The organism is Dokdonella sp., assembly GCF_036518555.1.
Taxonomy (GTDB): Bacteria; Pseudomonadota; Gammaproteobacteria; order Xanthomonadales; family Rhodanobacteraceae; genus Dokdonella_A.
This window is the reverse complement of the sequence record NZ_DATDMY010000250.1, coordinates 1-21070: the sequence shown is the minus strand read 5'-3', so window position 1 is coordinate 21070 and position 21070 is coordinate 1. Positions and strand designations below refer to the sequence as shown.

Annotated in this window: 19 protein-coding genes; 4 read left to right on the top strand and 15 right to left on the bottom strand. The window is 69.6% G+C overall.

Going from position 1 to position 21070, the window contains the following annotated elements; all coding sequences use genetic code 11:
• Positions 1 to 189 precede the first annotated feature (189 nt).
• Positions 190 to 2982 (top strand): serine/threonine-protein kinase, encoded by a 2793-nt coding sequence (locus VI238_RS13690; RefSeq protein ID WP_331652283.1) that lies wholly within the window; start codon positions 190 to 192, stop codon positions 2980 to 2982.
• On the opposite strand, the gene VI238_RS13685 is transcribed toward VI238_RS13690, so the two are convergent.
• The 5 genes from VI238_RS13685 to folD are packed head-to-tail and all read right to left on the bottom strand — an operon-like array spanning position 2946 to position 7507.
• Positions 2946 to 4226 carry a TRAP transporter large permease gene (locus tag VI238_RS13685; protein WP_331652280.1) on the bottom strand — a complete coding sequence of 427 codons (1281 nt, stop codon included), beginning with the start codon at positions 4224 to 4226 and terminating at the stop codon, positions 2946 to 2948. The two genes, VI238_RS13690 and VI238_RS13685, sit on opposite strands and share 37 nt — an antisense overlap.
• Entirely contained in the window at positions 4223 to 4726 is a 504-nt protein-coding gene (locus VI238_RS13680; RefSeq protein ID WP_331652278.1) for a TRAP transporter small permease, read from the bottom strand. Before VI238_RS13680 ends, VI238_RS13685 begins: the two co-directional genes overlap by 4 nt.
• The gene (gene dctP / locus VI238_RS13675) at positions 4723 to 5727 is read right to left on the bottom strand and encodes a TRAP transporter substrate-binding protein DctP (RefSeq protein ID WP_331652276.1); all 1005 of its coding nucleotides are present in this window, start codon (positions 5725 to 5727) and stop codon (positions 4723 to 4725) included. Before dctP ends, VI238_RS13680 begins: the two co-directional genes overlap by 4 nt.
• A 39-nt stretch (positions 5728 to 5766) precedes the next feature.
• Positions 5767 to 6612: a TRAP transporter TatT component family protein gene (locus VI238_RS13670; protein ID WP_331652274.1), complete on the bottom strand. Its 846-nt coding sequence runs from the start codon at positions 6610 to 6612 to the stop codon at positions 5767 to 5769.
• Between the two features lie 40 nt (positions 6613 to 6652).
• Positions 6653 to 7507, bottom strand: coding sequence for a bifunctional methylenetetrahydrofolate dehydrogenase/methenyltetrahydrofolate cyclohydrolase FolD (gene folD, locus VI238_RS13665; protein WP_331652272.1), 855 nt, complete (start codon positions 7505 to 7507; stop codon positions 6653 to 6655).
• Positions 7508 to 7586: 79 nt separating this feature from the next.
• Here folD and VI238_RS13660 point away from each other — a divergent pair, with 79 nt between their 5' ends.
• Complete coding sequence (locus VI238_RS13660; protein WP_331652270.1) at positions 7587 to 7883, top strand: DUF1244 domain-containing protein; 297 nt, start codon at positions 7587 to 7589, stop codon at positions 7881 to 7883.
• 29 nt (positions 7884 to 7912) lie between these two features.
• On the opposite strand, the gene moeB is transcribed toward VI238_RS13660, so the two are convergent.
• The 10 genes from moeB to ndk form a co-directional block, all read right to left on the bottom strand.
• Positions 7913 to 9052, bottom strand: coding sequence for a molybdopterin-synthase adenylyltransferase MoeB (moeB, locus tag VI238_RS13655; RefSeq protein ID WP_331652268.1), 1140 nt, complete (start codon positions 9050 to 9052; stop codon positions 7913 to 7915).
• Between the two features lie 4 nt (positions 9053 to 9056).
• Entirely contained in the window at positions 9057 to 10307 is a 1251-nt protein-coding gene (glp, locus tag VI238_RS13650) for a gephyrin-like molybdotransferase Glp (RefSeq protein WP_331652266.1), read from the bottom strand.
• Positions 10282 to 10872: a molybdenum cofactor guanylyltransferase MobA gene (gene mobA / locus VI238_RS13645; protein ID WP_331652264.1), complete on the bottom strand. Its 591-nt coding sequence runs from the start codon at positions 10870 to 10872 to the stop codon at positions 10282 to 10284. Before mobA ends, glp begins: the two co-directional genes overlap by 26 nt.
• Positions 10873 to 10886: 14 nt before the next feature.
• Positions 10887 to 12287: a ribosome biogenesis GTPase Der gene (der, locus tag VI238_RS13640; RefSeq protein WP_331652262.1), complete on the bottom strand. Its 1401-nt coding sequence runs from the start codon at positions 12285 to 12287 to the stop codon at positions 10887 to 10889.
• 219 nt (positions 12288 to 12506) lie between these two features.
• Entirely contained in the window at positions 12507 to 13706 is a 1200-nt protein-coding gene (gene bamB / locus VI238_RS13635; protein ID WP_331652260.1) for an outer membrane protein assembly factor BamB, read from the bottom strand.
• A complete protein-coding gene (locus VI238_RS13630) occupies positions 13703 to 14395 on the bottom strand; it encodes a tetratricopeptide repeat protein (protein WP_331652258.1) in 693 nt (230 codons plus the stop codon). Before VI238_RS13630 ends, bamB begins: the two co-directional genes overlap by 4 nt.
• A 175-nt stretch (positions 14396 to 14570) precedes the next feature.
• The gene (locus VI238_RS13625) at positions 14571 to 15578 is read right to left on the bottom strand and encodes a RodZ domain-containing protein (protein ID WP_331652256.1); all 1008 of its coding nucleotides are present in this window, start codon (positions 15576 to 15578) and stop codon (positions 14571 to 14573) included.
• 156 nt (positions 15579 to 15734) lie between these two features.
• Complete coding sequence (pilW, locus tag VI238_RS13620; RefSeq protein WP_331652254.1) at positions 15735 to 16508, bottom strand: type IV pilus biogenesis/stability protein PilW; 774 nt, start codon at positions 16506 to 16508, stop codon at positions 15735 to 15737.
• Positions 16498 to 17604: a 23S rRNA (adenine(2503)-C(2))-methyltransferase RlmN gene (gene rlmN, locus VI238_RS13615; protein WP_331652285.1), complete on the bottom strand. Its 1107-nt coding sequence runs from the start codon at positions 17602 to 17604 to the stop codon at positions 16498 to 16500. Before rlmN ends, pilW begins: the two co-directional genes overlap by 11 nt.
• 17 nt (positions 17605 to 17621) lie before the next feature.
• Positions 17622 to 18047, bottom strand: coding sequence for a nucleoside-diphosphate kinase (gene ndk, locus VI238_RS13610; protein ID WP_331652251.1), 426 nt, complete (start codon positions 18045 to 18047; stop codon positions 17622 to 17624).
• Between the two features lie 232 nt (positions 18048 to 18279).
• On the opposite strand from ndk, the gene VI238_RS13605 reads away from it, so the two are divergent.
• Both VI238_RS13605 and VI238_RS13600 read left to right on the top strand, forming a co-directional pair.
• Positions 18280 to 18903: a TetR/AcrR family transcriptional regulator gene (locus tag VI238_RS13605; protein ID WP_331652249.1), complete on the top strand. Its 624-nt coding sequence runs from the start codon at positions 18280 to 18282 to the stop codon at positions 18901 to 18903.
• A gap of 159 nt (positions 18904 to 19062) precedes the next feature.
• A partial coding sequence (locus tag VI238_RS13600) for a 3-hydroxyacyl-CoA dehydrogenase/enoyl-CoA hydratase family protein (protein ID WP_331652247.1) occupies positions 19063 to 21070 on the top strand: 2008 nt, incomplete at its 3' end.

The following is a 21070-nucleotide window of genomic DNA, read 5'->3' as shown; positions in this document are numbered from 1 at the left end:
CCTGCGGCAGCCGATGCGCAGTTCGCGTCGTACCTCGCCGCACTCTGCACGGCGCGGCGCGCGCCGGCAGCCTCGCCGCCGGCCGTGCTCGTGGCGCACTATGCGCGCATCGCCGAACGCGTCCGCGAGGCCTGGAGCCGACGCGACGTGCGCGGCGGTTGAAGCGACGACATCGGTGCGGGAGGAGCGATGGACGCACGACGGTGGCAACGCGCGCGACACCTGTTCGACGCCCTCGCCGACCTGCCGCAGACGAGCTGGCACGCGCGCCTGGTGGACGAGTGCGCGGACGATGCGGAACTGCGTGACGAAATCCTTTCGATGCTGCGCGCGGATGCGGCCGCGAGCGCTCGCACGGACGTGTCGGCGCAGGCGCCGGAGGTGATGCGCGACCTCGCCGAGCGGATCGCCGCCGAGTCGGCCCGCGCGTCGGCGCGCGAACAGGCCGGCCGGCTGGTCGGTCCGTTCCGCCTGCTGCGCGAGATCGGGCGCGGCGGCATGGGCGCCGTCTGGCTGGCCGAGCGCGCCGACGGCGCCTACGCGCAGCAGGTCGCGATCAAGCTCATCCGCGGCGACTGGGACGCGGACGAAACGCATGCGCGGTTCCGTGCCGAACGACAGATCCTCGCCGGCCTGCAGCATCCCAACATCGCCCACCTCGTCGACGGCGGCGTCGCCGCGGACGGCAAGCCATGGCTCGCGCTCGAGTACGTCGACGGCGAGGACCTGCGCGCGTGGTGCGACCGCCGCCGCCTCGGCATCGAGCCGCGCCTGCGCCTGCTGCTCGTCGTGTGCTCGGCCGTCGCCCATGCGCACCAGCGCCTCGTCGTGCATCGCGACCTCAAGCCGTCGAACATCCTCGTCGGCCATGACGGCGTCGTTAAGCTGCTCGACTTCGGCATCGCGAAGCTGCTCGACGAGCGCGATGCGGGCGGCGACGCGACGCGCCTGTTCACGCCCGAGTACGCGGCGCCGGAACAGCTTCGCGGCGAGGCCGTGACGACCGCGGTCGACGTCTACGCGCTCGGCCTGCTGCTGTACGAGGTACTCGCCGGTCGCCGGCCGCGCGAAGGCTCGGGTGCGACGCACTCGACGCCGGCCGTCGATCCCGTGCGACCGAGTGCGGCGCTCGCACGCAGCGGAGGCGTGCGTACCGGGCGCGCGGCCGCCCGCCGTCGCCTCACGCCGCGCGGATTGCGCCGGCGCCTGCACGGCGACCTCGATGCGATCGTGATGAAGGCGTTGCGCGACGACCCTGCGCAACGCTACGCGAGCGTCGGCGATCTCGCCGCCGACCTCGAACGCCATCTCGCGAATCGCCCCGTGCATGCGCGCCGTGGCGACTGGCGCTACCGCGCCGGGCGCTTCTTGCGTCGCCATGCGATCGCCGTCACGGCTGCGGCGATCGCTGCATCCGCACTCGCGGGTGGCGGCGCGCTCGCGAGCTGGCAGGCGCACGTCGCCGCCACCCAGCGCGACGTCGCGCGACGCGAGGCGGAGACCGCACGCCGCACCGTCGAAGTGCTCGTCGACGTATTCAAGGCGGCCAACCCGTCCACGCGCCCCGGCGAGACCGTGACGCCGGCCGACCTGCTCGACGAGGGTGTGCGCAACGTGCGGCGCAAGCTCGGCAACCAGCCGGAACAGCGAGCCGCGCTGCTCGAGGCGCTCGGCCGCGCGCGCAACGGCCTCGGCACGCCCGACGCGGCGCGGCCGTTGCTCGAGGAAGCGCTGGCGCTGCGCGTCGCGGGCGACGACCGCCTCGCCGAGGCGAGCGTGCGGCTTGCACTCGGTACCGTCTGGAGCCGGCAATCGCGCAACGAGGAAGCCCTCGCCGAGGACGAGCGCGCGTTCGCGCTGAGCGCAGGCGATTCGCGCCAGGCCGCGGAGATGCGCGCGACCGCCGACCTGCATGCGGGGATCGAGCTCGCCAACCTCGAGCGCTGGGACGAAGCGGAGCCCCGCCTTCGCCGCAGCGCTCGGTCGCGCGCGAACCTCTTCGGCACCGACAGCGAGCCGTACTGGCAGGTGCTCGTGCCATGGGCGTTCAACCTCGCCGCGCGCGAACGCGCGGACGAGGCACTCGCCCTGCTCGACCCCGCCTGGCACGCGATCGCGGCGCGCACAGCGCCCGGAGACTGGGAGCGCAGCTACCTGCTCGGCGCACGCAGCTACGCGCTCACGCGCGCGGGCCGCTACGAGGAGGCGGTCGCCGTGCAGGAGGAGGCGCTCGCGACCGCGCAACGCGTCTATGGCGAGGACCATCCGAACACGAACGAAGCGCTCGTCAACCTTGCGTCGGCGCTCTACCGCAATGGGCAGGCGGGCGAATCCGCCGATGCGTACGCGCGCGCGATCGCGTGGCGCGTCGCCAACCCGGCGCGCAAGCGGCTGCGCCGCCCGGACAACCAGCTGCGTGGCTACGCACTCGCGCTCGACGCGTCCGGTCGCAGCGCACAGGCGATCGAGGTGCTGGCGCGCCTGAGGGCGGAGCGCGCGACGATCGAGGGCGTGGGCGCGGACGAACATGCCGAGGCCTGGCTGCTGCTCGCGCGCGCCCAGCGCCACGCGCGACGCTTCGTCGACGCGGCCGCATCGCTGCACCGTCATCGCGAGGCATTCGCCGCGATCGGCGGCGATCACCCGCGCGAGACCGCCGCCGGGCTCATCGAGCAGACCTGGCTCGCACTCGAGGGCGGCGCGGTCGAGCGCGGCTGCGACGACGCGCAACGTGCGCTCGCCCTGCTCGATGCGGCTGGAGCGAAGCCTGCAGAACGGCTGCACGCACACGCGACGCTCGCGGCGTGCTGGATCGACGCGGGCGAGCGCGACCGCGCCGCCGCGGCGATCGCCATGCTGTCAGCGGACGGCCGCCCTCGCCTGCTGCCGCCCGAAGAGGAGGCCGTCGACGGCGCGTTGCAGCGCTGGCGCGCGCCCGCGACGGCTCAGCGCACGAGCGCGAGCGACAGCCCGGGCCAGTAGGTGATCGCGAGCACGGCGGCGAACAGGATCAGGAAGAACGGCACGCTCGCGCGCACGAGCGCGATCACCGGCTTGTCGAAGCGCATGCTTGCGATGAACAGGTTCATGCCGACCGGCGGCAGGAAGATGCCGAGCTGCAGGTTGGCGAGGAACACGATGCCCAGGTGCACCGGATCGATGCCGTAATGCAGCGCGACCGGCAGCACGAGCGGCACGAGGATGATGATCGCGGGGAAACCCTCCAGCAGCATGCCGAACACGAGCAGGAACGCGTTGAGGATGAGCAGGAACGTGCCCCGGCTCGTGATGTGCCCCTGGATCGCCTCGAACAGCTTCTCGGGCACTTCGGCGTCGATGAGCCAGTTGGTCAGCGCGAGCGAGAAGCCGAGGATGACGAGGATCGCGCCGACCAGCAGCATCGCCTCGCGCGCGATCGCCGGCAGTTTGCGCAACGGGATCTCGCGTCGGACCAGCACGGTCACGATGAGGACGTACAGGGCCGTCGCCGCCGCGGCTTCCGACGCGGCGAGCTTGCCCGAATAGATGCCGCCGAGGATCACGAACGGCAGCGGGATCTCCCACGCGGCGGCGCGCAGCGCGGCGAGCAGTTCGCCGCCGCTGACCTTCGAGCGCACCACGCCGACGCGCCGGGCGTGCCAGACGCTGTAGATGCCGAGCAGCAGGACCATGAGCGCGCATGGCAGCACGCCGGCCTTGAACAACGCGTCGATCGTGACGGGCGGCGTGGTATGGAACTGCTGTGCGACGACGCCGTAGAGGATCAGCGGCATCGACGGCACGAGGATGAGACCGAGGCTGCCGGACGCGGTGAGCAGGCCGAGCGAGAATCGCTCGCCATACTTCTGCTGCAACAGCGCCGGGTACAGTACGGCGCCGAGCGCGACGATCGTCACGCCGGTCGCGCCGGTGAACGCGGTGAACATCGCGCATGCGATCACCGCGACGATCGCGAGGCCGCCCGGCAGCCAGCCGAGCAGCGCATTCGTGATGCGCACCATGCGCTGGGGCGCCTGGCTCTCGGCGAGCAGGTAGCCGGCGAGCGTGAACAACGGGATCGCGATCAGCGCGGGCATGTCGGCGAGTCGGTAGAACTCGACCGCGACCGCGACACCGTCCTGGCCCGCGCCATGGAAGCCGAGCAGCGCGACCGCTGCGATCAGTGCGAACAGCGGCGCGCCGAGCGCCGCGAGCACGAGCAGCGCGCCGACGACGAGCCAGGTCACGGCAGCTCCGGCGCGAGCGCGGGCGCATCGCTGCGCGGCGGCAGGAACGCACGCAGCGCGAGCCGCAGCGCGAGCAGTCCGAAGCCGACCGGCACGATCGCTTCGATCGCCCAGTTCGGGATGCCCGCGGTGGCCGTGCCGGCGCCGTAGTCGAGCCGCACGAGGCCGACCCCATGCCACGCCATCATCGCCGACACCGCAGCCGCGAACAGCAGCGTGACCACGCGCAGCAGGCGTCGCGCTCGGCCATGCACGAAGTGCGTGACGAGATCTAGGCCGATGTGCTTGTCGTCGCGAGCGGCCGCCAGCGCACCGAGCATCGCCGCCCACAGTACCATCGCCCGCAGCAGCGGATCCGCCCAGGACAGGCCGCTTTCGAACGCATTGCGCAGCACGATCTGCGCCCCGGCGAGCACGACCATCGCGAACACGAGCGCGGCGACGAGGCCGGTCTCGACGCGCTCGATCCAGCGCACGAGGGTCGCGCCAGGCGTCGTCATCGGATCGAACCGCCGCGCGCCTCGGCCAGCGCAGCGGTCAGCGCCTCGAGCATCTCCGGCGACAGCGCGCCCTCGCCCTGGAGCTGCCTGAACACGTCGTCGCCGACCGCCTGCCAGTTCTTGCGCTCCGCCTCGGAAGGGGCGTCGAAGCGGATGCCCTGCTGCTCGAGCGCCGAGCGCGCGGAGGTGTTGTCGTTGCGATTGGTCGCCTCGAGGCGCGAGAAGCCGGCACCGAACTCCGCCTCCACGACCTTCCGGTCTTCGGCGGAGATCGCATCGAACGCCTTCTTGTCGACGACGACTTCGCCGACGACGTAGCTGAGCGGCAGGTCGACGACGTGCTTGATCTTCGTATGCCACTGGAACGCGAGCGCGCCCGAGGTCGTGTTCGCGGCCGAGTCCACGAGGCCGGTCTGCAGGCTCGTGTAGACGTCCGACAGCGGCAGCGGGATCGGCGTGACGCCCGCCGCCTTGAAGCCGAGTTCGGCGACCTTGTCGCCGAGCGGCACCCACACCTTGGCGGCCTTGAGGTCGTCGCGCGTCTTGATCTCGCGCGTGCTCATGAGGTAGGCGAAACCGCCGCCGCTGACGCCGAGCAGCTCGTAGCCGTCCTTCGCGAACTGCTGCTTGAGCAGCGGGTCGAGCTTCGCTCGCACCTTGTCGACCTCGTCCTGGCTGCGGAACATGAACGGCAGGCTGTAGATCTGCGCATCCTTGGTCAGGATCGAGGCCTCGCCGCCCGTGAACGCGCCGCCCTGCAGCTGGCCGATCTTCATCTTGCGCAGCACGGTCGCGTCATCGCCCATGACGCCGCCAGGGTAGAACTTCATCTCGACGCGACCTTCGGTCTTGCTCCGGATCGCCTCACCCGCGGCACGCATCTCGCGCATCCAGGCGGTGCCGTCGGGAGCGACGGTGGCGATCTTCAGGGTCGCGGCGTCGGCTGCGCCGGCGGCGAGCGCGAGGGCGGCCGCGAGCAGGGTCATGTTCAAGCGCTTCATGGTGGTATCCATCGGTTCGTGTGCGGGCGCGAACGCCCTTCAGAAGAAATCCTTGCCCGATGCGAGCAACTTGCGCGCACGTTGCTGGGCGAGCGTGTTGATCAGCGTGAGGCCGGGCGCGTGCGGATCGGCCGCGATCGCCTCGTCGAGCAGCTTGTCGTGCAGCGCCTGGTCGAACACGAGGCGCGCGTAATGCTCCGCGTACAGGACGCGCACCATCTGGTTGCGGCCGCCCGACAATGCAAGCGCCTTCTCGAAGTCCGCCCTGCCTTCTTCGGGCTTGCCGCCGAGGCTTGCGGGCCGCAAGGTCGCGAGCACGCCGAGGTACATGTACGGCTCGCCCTGTGCATGCGCAGGCGCGATCGCAACGACACGGTCGAGCAACGCCTGCACCTTCGGAATGTCGGCGATCGCCTTCCAGTCGTCGCTGTTCGCCTGGATCCAGCCGGCCCAGGCCGACGCGAGACCGTACAGCACCACGGCATCGCGCGATGTGCGGAGCTGCGCCTGGAACGCGTCGAACGGCGCGGCGATGCGCTCGCACAGCGGCGCGTCCATGAGGCAGGTCGCGCGCCTGGCGTAGTCGAAGCTGCGCGCCGAGAGTCGCTTCGCGCGCGCCGGGTCGTCGACGAAACCACCCGCATACGCTCCGTACAGGCGCGAGCCCGCGAGCAGCGCGCCGGTGTTCTGCGGGTCGCCCTGGATCACGCCGTCGACGAGCAGCAGCCAGGCGGGGATGCCGTCGCGCGCGAGGTCGACGTCGTCCTGCTCGAGGACGCCGGCGGTCAGGCTGTCGGCAAGGCGCTGGCTCGCGCGATTGACGATGCTCGCGCAGCCGCCGAGCGCGATCAGGGTGGCGAGGGAAAGAATTCGAAGGACCATCATGCGCATCTCGCGTTGCGGCGCGGACTCTCCGTGCCGGACTTCAGTCGAAAAAGGCCTCGGCCGCTTCGAGCGTGTTCTCCATCAGCGTCGCGACCGTCATCGGGCCGACGCCACCGGGCACCGGCGTGATCCACGACGCGCGCTCGGCCGCGACATCGAACTCGACGTCGCCGACGAGCCGTCCGTCATCGAGGCGGTTGATGCCGACGTCGATGACGACTGCGCCGGGCTTGATCCATTCGCCCTTGACGAGGCCGGGCCTGCCGACCGCGACGACGACGATGTCGCCCTCGCCGACTTCGTGCTGCAGGTCCTGCGTGAACTTGTGGCAGCCGGTGGTGGTGCATCCGGCGAGCAGCAGTTCGAGGATCAGCGGCCGTCCGACGTGGTTGGACACGCCGACGACGACCGCCTTGCGGCCACGGACCGGCCGATCGGTGTGCGCGAGCAGGGTCATCACGCCCTTCGGCGTGCACGGGCGCAGGCCGCGCTGTCGCAACGCGAGGCGACCGACGTTCTCGGCCTGGAAGCCGTCGACGTCCTTGCGCGCATCGATGCGGTCGATCAGCGCCGTCGCATGGATGCCCGCGGGCAGCGGCAGCTGCAGCAGGATGCCGTGGACATCGGGATCGCCGTTGAGGCGGTCGATCAGCGCGACCAGTTCGTCCTCGCGCGTGTCGGCCGGCAGGTCGTGGTCGAACGAATGGAAGCCGACGTGCTTGCACGCTCGGCGCTTGTTGCGCACGTAGACCGCGGATGCGGGATCCGCCCCGACGAGGATGACCGCGAGGCCCGGCGCACGCTTGCCCGACGCGACACGCGCGGCGACCCGGGCGGCGACGCGGTCGAGCAGGTCATCGGCGATGCGGCGGCCGTCGAGGAGTCGCGCGGTCATTTCGATTCCAGGCGAAAGCGGGCATTATCCCACGCCCGTGCGGCGCGGCTCAAACCGCACGCGAGCCGGAGGAGGCACCATGTCCGACATCGAAACCGAACTCGAGGCAGCCGCGTTCCGCCGCCTGGTCGAGCATCTGCGTCGTCGCACCGACGTGCAGAACATCGATCTCATGATCACCGGCGGCTTCTGCCGCAACTGCCTCGCCGACTGGTATCGCGAGGCCGCCGCAGCGCGCGGCATCGAGCTCGACAAGGACGACGCGCGCGAGCGCATCTACGGCGAGCCATTCCCGCAGTGGAAGGCGAAGCACCAGCCCGAGGCGACGCCGGAACAGCTCGCGGCGTTCGCCGAGGCGCAGCGCAGGCACGCGTAGGCGGATGCCGCCGGGCAGCTGCCTCCCGGCTACGCGGAACAGATCCGCGCGACGTCGTCGTAACCGGCGAACGTGGCTGCGGCGCCGCAGCCGGGACAGGCGGGATCGCGCGGCAACCGCAGTTCGCGGAACGTTCCCGCGAGCGCGTCGTGGCACAGCAGCCGCCCGACCAGCGGCTCGCCGATCTCGAGCACGAGCTTGAGCGCCTCGCTCGCCTGCAGCAGACCGACGATGCCGGGCATGACGCCGAGCACGCCCGCCTCGCTGCAGTTCGGCGCTTCGGCCGCGGATGGCGGCTGCGGGAACAGGCAGCGGTAGCACGGCGAGTCCGCGCGGCGCGGATCGAACACGCTCACCTGTCCGCTGAAGCGGTGCACGGCGCCGTACACGAGCGGCAGGCCGAGGCGGAGGCTTGCCGCACTGAGCAGGTAGCGCGTCGGGAAATTGTCGGCGCCGTCGACGACGAGGTCGTGTCCGGCCAGGATATCCTCGACGTTCGACGCTCGCAGGCGCTCGCGGATCGCATCGACGCGCACGCACGGGTTGAGCGCACGCAACGCATCGCGTGCCGAGTCGACTTTCGGCATGCCGATGCGGGCATCCGCATGGATGACCTGGCGCTGCAGGTTGGAGCGTTCGACGACGTCGTCGTCGACGAGGGTGAGTGTGCCGACGCCCGCGGCCGCGAGATAGAGCGCGATCGGCGCGCCGAGGCCGCCCGCCCCGACGAGCGCGACGCGCGCGCGTGCGAGCCGCTGCTGGCCCGCGAGGCCGACTTCGGGCAGCGCGAGATGGCGCGCGTAGCGCTCCGCGGCGTCGGCCTCGAGCTCGCCGCGCTCCATCGGCAGGCCCTCGCGGATCCAGCGCGCATGGCCGCCGCGCACCGAATACGCGCGCGCGTAACCAAGCGCGCGCAAGGTCGTCGCGGCGATCAGCGAGCGCGAGCCGCTCGCACAGATCGCGAGGATCTCGCGCTCTCGCGACGGCGCGACGGTCGCGATGCGGCGTTCGATCTCGCCGCGAGGAAGGCCGATCGACCCGCTCGCACGGCCGCTCGCCCGCTCGTCGTGCTCGCGCACGTCGAGGAGCAGTGCGCCGTCCTGCTGGCGCTCGTGCGCGGCGCGCGGATCGATCTCGAGGATGTCGGCGGCGGATGGCTTCGCGTTCATCTGTTCAGCTCAAGCCTGGCAACGGCAGGATATCCACGACCGCGCCCGCCGCGAGCTCGCACGCGCCTTCGGGCAACGCGACGAGCGCATCGGCGTCGGCGATGCCGCGCAACATGCCCGAACCCTGGCGCACGAGCGGCGTCGCCCAGCAGGCGCCGTCGTCGCGCCACTCCAGCCGTGCACGCAGGTACTCGGCGCGCTCGTGGCGCTTCGCATGCGGTATCGCGAGGCGTCCCTTGTGCGGCCGCCTGTCGGCGTCGCTCGCCCCCTGCAGCGCGAGCAGGGCCGGACCCACGAACAGCTGGAACGTCGCGAGCGTCGAGACGGGATTGCCCGGCAGCGCGAACACGAGCGCGTCGGCGACGCCGCCGCACAGCATCGGCATGCCCGGTTTCATGCGTACTTTCCAGAAATGCACGCGACCGAGTTCGGCGACGAGCGCCGGCATGAAATCGGCCTCGCCCGCGGAGACGCCGCCACTGCTGATGACGACGTCGCAGCGCTGAGCGGCCTCGAGCAGCGCTGCACGCAGCACCGCCGGATCGTCGTGCAGGTGGCGCACCGGCTCGGGCTCGATGCCGAGCGCGCGCAGCATCCCGCCGAGGCTGTAGCGATTGCTGTCGTGGATCTGGCCGTATCCGAGTGGCTGCCCCGGCGGAACGAGCTCGTCGCCGGTCACGAACAGTGCGACCCGCGGGCGGCGCGCGACGCGTGCATGCGTGCAGCCGCAGGCGGCGAGCACGCCGAGGCGCGCGGGCGTGATTGCGTCGCCGGCACGCAGCGCCGCCTCGCCCGCGCGGATGTCTTCGCCCGCGGGGCGCACGTTCGCGCCGACCCGCTCGCCGGCGAAGACGACGATCGCGTCGCCGTCGACGCGCACGTTCTCCTTGATGACGACGGTGTCCGCGTCGCGCGGGAGCGGTGCGCCGGTCGTGATGCGGACGCATTCGCCCGCGCCGAAACCGACGTCGCCGGGCGCCCCCGCGAGCATCTGTCCGGCGATGCGCAAGTGGCGCGTGCCTTCGCGAGGCAGGTCCGCGCCTCGCACCGCGTAGCCGTCCATCGCCGAATGGGCGAACGGCGGCTGGTCGCGCGTCGCGACGAGGTCGTCGGCGAGCACGCGCCCGAGCGCGTCGTCCAGCGCGGCCAGCTCGGCATCGTGCCGCCGCGCCGCGCACAGCGCGAGCACCCGCGCGCGCGCTTCGGCCACGGACAGTCCGGTCGGGAATTCAGCCTCGGCGTGACCTGGCGGCATGGTCGACGAAGTCCTGCGGCGTGTTGAGGTTGAGGAACTGCTGCCCGCGATCGGCGAAATCAAGCTCGCGCGCACCGATCGCATCCTGCCATGCCCACACGCCCTGCTGCGCCGAGGCGGCGGCTGCTGCGGAAGCAGCGAGCTCGCGGCGATAAAGCGCGAACAGCGGCTGTCGGCTCGCGCCGTCGTGCACGACGACCGCGGCCGCGAGGTGCGTGAGCGCCTCGTGCAACAGGCGGTCGGCGAGGTCGGCCGGCGGGTCGGGGCAGTCGACCGGGAGCGTCAGCAGCCAGGGCGTGTCGCACGCGGCGCACGCGGCGGCGATGCCCGCGAGGGGGCCGCGGCGCTCGACCGTCGCGTCCGCGATCGTGCGCGCGTAGCGCGAATACGCATCGTGGTTGCGGTTGGCGACGATGAGCAACGCATCCACGCCGCGCACTGCGGCGACGACATGCGCGACGAGCGGCACGCCGGCGAGCGGCTCGAGTCCCTTGTCGCGGCCGCCGAGCCGCGTGCCGGCGCCACCGGCGAGGATGGCTGCGGTGATCGCGGGCCGCGCCTGCATGCCCTACCCCGGATTCAGCGCTTGCCGCGCTTCGCGTTGCGGATCATGCGCGTGCGCCGGCGCTGCTGGCCCTCGGTGAGTTCTTTGCGCTTGCCCGCGTACGGATTCTCGCCGTCGCGGAACTCGATCCGGACCGGCGTGCCTTCGAGGCGGTAGCGCTTGCGGAAGAAATTCTCGAGATAGCGCCGATAACCCTCGGCGATCTGCTTCGTGCGCGCACCATGGATGATGATGGTGGGCGGGTTCGTACCGCCCGGGTGCGCGTACTTGAGCTTGGGCGTATGGCCACGCACGAGCGGCGGCTGGTAGGCCTGGTACGCCTGCTCCACCGCTCGCGTGAGCTCGGACGATGTGAACTTGTGGTTGGCCGACGCGTAGGCGCGATTGACCGCCTTCATGAGTTCGGCGATGCCGCTCCCGTGCAGCGCCGAGATGTAGACCTGGCGCGCCCATGCCGCGAAATCGAGCTTGCGCGCGAGCGACGACACGCACTGCTCGCGCTGGTATTTGTCGAGGCCGTCCCATTTGTTGACCGCGACGACGAGCGCGCGACCGGATTCGAGCACGTGGCCGATCAAGGTCGCGTCCTGCTCCGACACGCCTTCGCGCGCATCGAGCATGAGCACGGTCACGTGCGCCGCCTCCACCGACTGCAGCGACTTGATCACGCTGAACTTCTCGAGCGCGTCCTCGATGCGCGCGCGGCGCCGGATGCCCGCGGTGTCGATGAGCGTATAGCGCTTGCCATCGCGTTCCAACGCGATGCGGATCGAGTCTCGCGTCGTTCCAGGCACGTCGGATGCGATCACGCGCTCCTCGCCGAGCAGCCGGTTGACCAGGGTCGACTTGCCGGCATTCGGCCGGCCGACGATCGCGACGCGGATGCCGTCGTCGGCGCGTTCGGCGAGGGGATCGACCTCGACCGTCGGCAACAGCGACTGCACGGTCGCGAGCAACGGCGTCATCCCGCGCGAATGCGCGGCCGAGGTGAGATAGAGATCGGGAACGCCGAGTGCGGAGAACTCGGCGATCACCGCGTTCTCGTCGAGGCCGTCGACCTTGTTGACGACGAGCAGCATCGGCTTGCCGGAGCGACGCAGGCGGTCGAGGATGGCGAGATCGGTCGGAAGCACGCCATCGCGCGCATCGACGGTGAGCAGGACGAGGTCCGCTTCGTCGATCGCGAACTGCGCCTGGCGCGCCGTGTGGCTGTCGAGGCCTTCCGCGTTCTCGATGAAGCCGCCCGTGTCGACGACGACGAACGGCGTCGCGGCGAGACGGCACACGCCGTAGTGCCGATCGCGCGTCACGCCGGGCAGGTCGTGGACGAGCGCGTCGCGCGTGCGCGTGAGCACGTTGAACAGGGTCGATTTGCCGACGTTCGGGCGTCCGACCAGGGCTACTACGGGAAGCATCGTTCGCTCCGCGGAAAAAACGAACCCCGCGCCGGCGACGGCACGGGGGCATCAGGATACGTCACGGGCGCCGTCGCCGCGCGGACGGCCGCGGCGGGCCAGCGGCGATCCGGGCACGGGTCCCACGCGAATCGAATGCACGAGCCCGCGCGTCGCGGCTGCGCGTACGCCCGATGCGCGGCGTCGAAAACGTGCACGAAGCACGCTTCCGACGCGCGGCTACTGGCGAGCGCGATAAGCGCCGATGCGACCCTTCACGTCCTCGACGTACACGAGGTCGCCGACGACGAGCGGTGCGGCCTCGATCGGTTTCCGGCTCAGGCGCTCGCGTGCGGCGAATTTGCCCTCGTCGAGGCTGAGCCAGTGCACGTAGCCCTCGATGTCGCCGACGACGACGTACTTGCCCTGTATCGCCGGCGCGGTGAGCCAGCGGTATTTGAGCTGATCCTGCTTCCAGAGGTTGACGCCGGTCTCGCGATCGAACGCCCAGACGTTGCCGTCCGCATCGACGGCGACGAGGGTGTTGCCGCTGACCGCGGCGCCGGTGTAGCTGGACAGGTCGCGCTGCCAGACCGGGCGACCGCTGTCGAGCGCGACCGCCGCGAGCTGGCCGCGATAGCCCGCGGCGTACAGCGCCTGGCCGTCGGCGACGATGTTGCCGTCCACGTCCGCGAGGCGCTCGACCTCGGTACGGCCTTCACCGCCCGACAGCGTCTGCGACCACAATTCGTTGCCGTCGTCGAGGCGCACGGCGACGACGCGGCCATTGTCGAAGCCGTCGTAGACGACGCCGTTCGCGATCAGCGGCGCCGAATTGCTGCGCAGGCTCAGCGCAGGCACCGACTGGTCGAAGATCCACTTGCGGCTGCCGTCGGCGGCATCGAGCCCGACGAGGCGACCGTCGTTGCTGCGCACGACCACGATGCCGCTCGCGATCGCCGGCGCGGCGATGACTTCGGAACTCATCTGCGCCTTCCAGCGCTCGGCGCCGTCGGCCGCCGACAGCGCATACACCTGGCCGTCGAGGCCGCCGACGACGACGAGGTCGCCCTCGGCGGTCGGTCCGCCGGCCCAGCGCAGCGTATTGCCGCCGCGCGACCAGAAACGCCACCCATGGCGCTCGCCGAGGCGCGTATGCCAGATCGTGCGGCCGGTCGCGGCGTCCATCGCTTCGATGCTGCCATCGATGCCCGCCGCATACAGGCGGCCATCGGCGACGCCCGGAGCGAGCCTCGCGCCGGATGCGCCGGCGCCGGAGCCGACGCCTTCGCTCCAGACGCGGTCGACCTGTGTCGTCGGCGTGAACTCCGTGAGTTCGGTCGGTGGCTGGACGTTGTCCTTCTTGCCGAGGCCCTTGAGCCAGGTACAGCCGGATAGCGCAACGGCAACCGCCGCCGCGAGCAGGAGCGTGCGCTTCATGATGCCGGCTTCTCCGTGCCCTGGACGACGATGGAAGGCGACTCGGGCGCGCTTCCGCCGAGATCCTCGAGCTTCATCCTGACGAGGCTGTTGCCTTGCGACATCATGCCGTCCTCGGGATTGGCGAGCGCCTCCTGGTACGCCTTGCGCGCATCGTCGCCGCGACCGAGCTTGAGGTAGGCATCGCCGCGGATCTCCGCGGCGGTCGCCGCGTAACGATCCTTCGGCACCGCGTCGACGAGCTTGAGTGCACCGTCGGCGTCGCCCTGGGCGAGCTTCACGCGCGCCTGGCGCAGCGAGATGAGCGCGGCGAGATTGTCGTCGCGGACGTGCTCGCGCGCCCAGTCGAGTGCGGTCGTCGCGCCGGCGAGGTCGTTCTTGCCGACCGCGATCTCAGCCTGCTGCAGGGCCGCGAGCACGGCATAGGTCGACTTCGGGAACTCCGTGCGCAGATCGTCGGCGACCTTCAGCGCATCGTCGGTCTTCTTCGCATCGACGGCATCGGTGAGCGCCTGGAAGCGGCTTGCCGCAGCTACGCTCTGGCTCGCCTGGTGGTTGTTCCACTGGCGCCAGCCGAAGATCAGGACCAGGCCGAGCGCGATGCCCGCGGCGATCGCCGCCGCGTTCTCGCGCAGCCACTTCTGGACCAGTTCCCCTTGTTCGTGTTCGTCGAGAACGTCGAAAGACATGCATTCACCCGGAAGGACATCGATGCGGAAAGCCGGCCGCCATGCGACCGGCCCAAAGGCGGACAAGGTTATCAGGAAACCGCGGCAGCGCGCCGTACGGCAGCCGTGACGGCGCTCCGGTTCAGCGAACGCTCACCGGCGCGCGTCGGACCCGCGGAGGTCCCGGCTCCGACGGCTACTGCTCGGCGCGCGCCGGGCGCGCGGCGCTGCCGTCGGCAAGCAGCTTGAAATGCGCGACGTTGCCGCGCTGGAACTGCGCGAGATCGAAGGCGTTGCCGTCCACGCTGACCTGCGCACCCTGCGCGTTGCCGATGCGCACCGCCACCTGCGTGTCACTTCGATAGCTGTGTTCGCTGCCGGCGGCGAGCATGCCGTACTCGAGTCGACGACCGTCGGCGGCCGTGATCTCGACCCAACTCTGCTCGGCGAGCTTGAGATGGATGAGGTGCGCGCCCGCGCCCGTCGCCCGGCCTTCCGCCTCCGGCGCGCTCGACGCGACCGAAGGGAACGGGGTCATCGACGCGACCACGGGCGCCTGCTCGAGTGCGGGAGAATCCGGCGTCGTCGTGGTGCTCGACAGCGGCGGCGCGTCGTTGGCGTCCATGGGCTTCGACACGGGGCCGGCGGTTCCGGTCGACGCCGGCATCGACGCAGCGCCCGGCTCGGCGAGCGCGACACGCGCGGGCGGATCGAGCGGCGTGGTGCGCACGAGGTTCTGCTCGATGCCGCCGTGCGTCGCGAGCCACACGGCCGGCACCACGATGATCGCCGTGAGAACGAGGTAGGTCGCGCTGCCCGAATAGCGCTCGAACAGGTAGCGCGTGTGCGAAATCGTTCCGGTCGCGACGAGTGGCGCCGTCAGCGCATGCGTTTCGACGACGCGCAACACCTGCTCCTCGGGCACGCCGACGAGCCGCGCATAGCTCGACAGGTAGCCGCGCAGGAACACGCCGTCGCTGATGCCGGCGTAATCGTCGCGCTCGAGGCGTTCGACGAGCCTGAGCGGCAGCTTGAGGCGGGTCGCCACGTCGGCACTCGTCAGGCCGCGCTTCTCGCGTGCGGCCACGAGCCGCCGTCCGAGCGGCGCTTCGACACGCTCGCGCAGGTCCATCGGCGACGCCTCTGCATGAACGGCCTGCAGTTCGGAATGTTCGTTCACTTCGCTGGCCTCTTCGGCTCTCATCGGATGGATTCCTCTGGACAGGGGCAGCTTCAACTGGCTGCACTCCGCGTCCGCCTCTTCCGCCCCGCACGTCCACTGCGGGCTCCCCTTCGTTGCGTCGGATCCCGCGGCCCGAAGGCCCGCGGCCTGATCCTGCTCGTCGCTACCCACGGCGCCCTACCCCTGTGAACTCAGCGTCTTCGCTTCCGCCGAATTCGGGAATCCGCGCAGCAGCCTGCGCGAATACTCGCTGGCCCCGCTCGCATTGCCCAGGCGCAACTCGATGTTGCGGCCGAGCATGAGCGCATCCGGGCGCGGCGGCGCGAGGGACTCGAAACGCTGCACGAACGCACGCGCATTCATGTACTCGCCCTTGCCGTACAGGATCGTGCCGAGCGCGAGAAGCGCTTCCGCGTCGTTCGGATTCACCGCCAGTGCCTGGCGCAGCATCTTCTCGGCCTCTTCGTTCTTGCCGGCCTTCGCGAGGCAGGTACCCGCATTGCCCATCGCGAGCGCGGGCGTCTGGTAGAACGGGTCGGCAAGGGCGCGCGCGAAGTACTCCTGGCCCTCCGCGTACTTGCCCTGCATGCACAGGAAGCGGCCGTAGTTGTTGTTCTCGGCGCCGCTCTTGGGCTTGAGCTGCGCCGCGCGCCGGTAGTGCTCTTCGGCCTTCGGCATGTCGTTGATGCTCTCGTAGAGCACCGCGATGACCGTGTGCGCGTCGACGTAGTCCGGGTTGAACTGCAGCGCCTTGTTCAACTTCTCGAGGGCGAGTTCGAGCTTGCCCTGCTGCATGTACTTCTGGCCGAGTTCGGTGTGCACGCGCGCCGCATCGTCGCGCTGCGTGGCGGGGTCGTCCCGCTTGACCGTGCTCTCCGGCCCGCTCTGGCAGCCGGCGAGGCCGATCGCGATCGCCACGACCACCGTTGGCCACATCCGATCAAGCCGCATCGGCGACGCCTCCCTCGAGCTTGCGGCGGAACTCCGCCTGGCGTCGCGTACGGTCCATCACCTGGCCCTTGAGCTGCCCGCAGGCCGCGTCGATGTCGTCGCCACGCGTGCGACGCACCATCGTCAGCACGTCCGCGTCGAGCAGGATTTTCTGGAATGCACGGATGTCCGCTTCCTCGGAACGCTCGAAGCGCGTGCCGTGGAACGGATTGAACGGAATCAGGTTCACCTTGGCGGGCAGCTTCCGCATGAGCTTGATCAGCTGGCGCGCATGCTCGGGCTTGTCATTGACACCCTTGAGCATCGTGTATTCGAACGTGATCGTCGTGCGCGGCCGCCGCGACGCGTAGCGCGCGCACGCAGCGAGCAATTCGGCGATCGGGTACTTCTTGTTGAGCGGCACGAGTTCGGTGCGCAATTCGTCGTTGGGCGCGTGCAGCGAAACCGCGAGCGAGACGTCGCTCGATTCCGACAGCCGGTCGATCATCGGCACGAGGCCCGCGGTCGACAGCGTCACGCGCTTGTTGGCGAGCCCGAAGCCGAGATCGTCGCGCATGACGTCCATCGCCGTGACGACGTTGTCGAAGTTCAGCAGCGGCTCGCCCATGCCCATCATGACGACATTGGTGAGCTTGCGCTGGTGGTGCGGCACGTTGCCGAGGTGCTTCGCCGCGACCCACACCTGCCCGATGATCTCGGCCGCGGACAGGTTGCGGTTGAAGCCCTGCGTCGCGGTCGAACAGAACTGGCAGTTGAGCCCGCATCCGACCTGCGAGGACACGCACAGCGTGCCGCGCGAGGTCTCCGGGATGAACACCGTCTCGATCGCGTTGCCACCGTCCATGCCGAGCAGCCACTTGTACGTGCCGTCGCTCGCCTGCTTCTCGAACATCGTGTTCGGCGGCGCGATCTCGATCGCGCCGGAAAGCTTGTCGCGCAGCGCCTTGCCGACGTCGGTCATCTGCGCGAAGTCGGTGACGTGGCGGTGGTAGACCCACTTCATGACCTGGTCGGCGCGATACGGCTTCTCGCCGAGCTGCGCGAACAGGTCGCGCAGCCCCTTGCGGTCGTAGTCGAACAGGTTGGCCTTGGCCATCGTCACGTTCGCTTTCCTCAGCGCGTGCAGATCTCAGTGTCGGCGAAGAAGTAGGCGATTTCCACCATTGCGGTTTCGCGCGCATCGGAGCCGTGCACCGCGTTGGCGTCGATCGAACTGGCGAAATCCGCGCGGATCGTGCCCGGCGCGGCATCCTTCGGGTTGGTCGCGCCCATGAGTTCGCGGTTCTTCAGCACCGCGCCTTCGCCTTCGAGGACCTGGATCATCACCGGCCCGGAGATCATGAATTCGACCAGCGCATTGAAGAACGGGCGCTCGCGGTGGACCGCGTAGAAGCCTTCGGCTTCCTTGCGCGAAAGGTGCTTCATCTTCGCCGCGACGACCTTGAGGCCCGCCTTCTCGAAGCGGGTGTAGATCTCGCCGATGACGTTCTTCGCCACTGCATCGGGCTTGATGATCGAAAGGGTGCGCTCCAGCGCCATGTGCCGGTTTCTCCAGTGAGGTCGGTTTTCTGCGGGACGACCGGGCAGCCTTCGGGCGCCCGGATGCTCTTATATCGCCAAATCCGCGCCAATCCGCGGGCTTAGCTCACATTATCGTGCAAGATTCTAGCTAATTAATGGCGCGTTGGACACCGCCGCGTGCAGGGTTTGACCGTCCGCGGTCGCCTCGCCTAACATTCAAACGATCGTTTGACCCCGGAATTCGCGGCCCGTGCGCAGCGCAACCCCCAGCTTTTCGACCAAGGAACGCATCCTCGGCGTCGCCGAAACCCTGTTCGCGCGGCACGGATTCGCGGGTGCTTCCCTGCGCCAGGTGACCGCGGCGGCGAAGGTCAACCTCGCGGCGGTCAACTACCACTTCGGCTCGAAGGAGAGCCTCATCGAGGAGGTGTTCCGCCGCCGCCTCGACCAGCTCAACCGCCACCGACTCGCCGCGCTCGCGTCCGTGCAGGCGCGCTCGGAGCACACGCTCGAGGACGTGCTCGACGCGTTCATCCGGCCGGCACTCGAACAGTCGATGGACAGCGCCGGGGGCGCCGCCTTCGTGCGCGTGCTCGCGCGCGCCTACGCCGAGCACGACGAGCGCCTGCGCAAGTTCCTCTCCGACAACTACGGCCATGTGCTGCGCGATTTCGCCGCCGCGTTCGCGCGCCTGCTGCCGAACCTCGACAAGGAAGAATTGTACTGGCGACTCGATATCGTCGCCGGCGCCCTCACCTATGCGATGGCCGATTTCGGCATGATCAAGCGCAAGAGCGACGTCAGCGAGCGCAGTCATCGCGAGCAGGCGGCGCAGCACCTCGTGCGCTTCGCCGCCGCGGGGCTCAGGGCTTGAGGATTTGCCTCTGCGATCGTCCATGATCGCTGCTTCCACGGACAGGTCGCCCATGGTGACGCACCACTGCTTCGTATCGTCCAGAGCGGCCATCCATGGCCGCACTTTTCATCAACGGCATCAACCTACCGACATCCCCTCTTCAATCCGGAGTCTTCCATGAGTCACCCGCCCCTCCGTATCCGCAAGGCGGCCGTGCTCGGCGCCGGCGTCATGGGCGCGCAGATCGCCGCGCACCTGACCAACGCCGGCGTCGACACCGTGCTGTTCGACCTCGCCGCGAAGGAAGGCGACCCGAACGGCATCGTGCTCAAGGCCATCGACCATCTGGGCAAACTCTCCCCGGCCCCGCTTGCATCGAAATCGCTCTCCGCCGCGATCGTGCCGGCCAATTACGACACCGGGCTGGAACTGCTGAAGGGCTGCGACCTGGTGATCGAGGCCATCGCCGAGCGCATGGACTGGAAGCAGGAGCTTTATCGCAGGATCGCCCCCTTCGTGCCCGCGCACGCGGTCCTGGCGAGCAATACCTCCGGCTTGGGAATCAATGCCTTGTCGGATGTTCTTCCGGAAGAACTTCGACATCGGTTCTGTGGCCTGCACTTCTTCAACCCGCCGCGCTACATGCACCTGGCCGAGATGATCCCGGCCCGCACGACGGACAAGGCCGTGCTCGAAGGGCTGGAGGCTTTCCTCACCACCCAGCTCGGCAAGGGCGTGGTGTACGCGAAGGACACCCCGAACTTCATCGGCAACCGAATCGGCGTGTTCTCGATCCTCGCAACGATCCACCACACCGAACAGGCGGGCCTGGGTTTCGACGAAGTCGATGCGCTCACCGGCCCGCTGATCGGCCGCCCGAAATCCGCGACCTACCGCACCTCCGATGTGGTCGGCCTCGACACCATGGCCCACGTCATCAAGACCATGGCCGACACCCTGCCCGACGATCCGTGGCACGCATACTTCGCCTCGCCGAAATGGCTGGAGGCGCTGATCGCCAAGGGCGCACTCGGGCAGAAGGCCGGCGCCGGCATCTTCCGCAAGGGCGGCAAGGACATCATGGTCCTCGACCTGCAGAAGCAGGATTACCGCCCGGCCGACCGCATCGCCGCGCCCGAAGTGGTCGAAATCCTCAAGCTCAAGGATCCGGCGGAGAAGTTCGCCAGGCTCCGCGCCAGCGAACACCCGCAGGCGCAATTCCTCTGGGCACTGTTCAGGGACTTGTTCCACTATTGCGCGTACCAGCTTGAATCGATTGCGGAAACCGCGCGCGATGTCGACTTCGCGATCCGCTGGGGCTATGGCTGGGCGCTGGGCCCGTTCGAAACCTGGCAGGCCGCCGGCTGGAAACAGGTCGCCGACTGGATCGCCGAGGACATCGTCGCCGGCAAGGCGATGAGCAGCGCACCGCTGCCGGATTGGGTGTTCGACGGCCGCGACGGCGTGCACGGCGCCGAAGGCAGCTACAGCCCGGCGCGCAACGCCAAGCTGCCGCGCTCCCCGCTACCCGTCTACAAGCGCCAGCGCTTCCCCGACCCGCTCCTGGGCGAGCGCTTCGACCCCGGCGAGACCGTGTTCGAGAACGACGGCATCCGCCTCTGGACCGATGCGGGCGACGACATCGCCGTCGTGTCCTTCAAGACCAAGATGCACACGGTCAACGACCAGGTGCTGGACGGGTTGCAGGAAGCGATCGGCATCGCCGAACGCAAGTTCGCCGGCCTCGTTCTGTGGCAGCCGAAGGAACCGTTCTCGGCCGGTGCCGACCTCGCCGGCGCGCTGGGCCTGCTGCAGGCGGGCAACGTCGCCGGCTTCGAATCGATGGTTGCGAACTTCCAGGCCACCAGCCAGCGGATCAAGTATTCGCTGGTGCCCGTGGTCGCGGCCGTGCGCGGCCTCGCGCTGGGCGGCGGCTGCGAATTCCAGATGCACGGCGCGAAAACCGTCGCGCACCTGGAGAGCTACATCGGCCTGGTCGAAGCCGGCGTCGGCCTGTTGCCGGCCGGCGGCGGGCTGAAGGAGCTGGCGGTGCGCGCCTCCGATGCCGCGGGCGCGAACGGCGATGTCTTCGCCGAACTCAAGCGCGTGTTCGAAACCATCGCTATGGGCAAGGTCTCGACCTCCGCGATGGAGGCGAAGGAACTCGGGCTGTTGCGCGGCGACG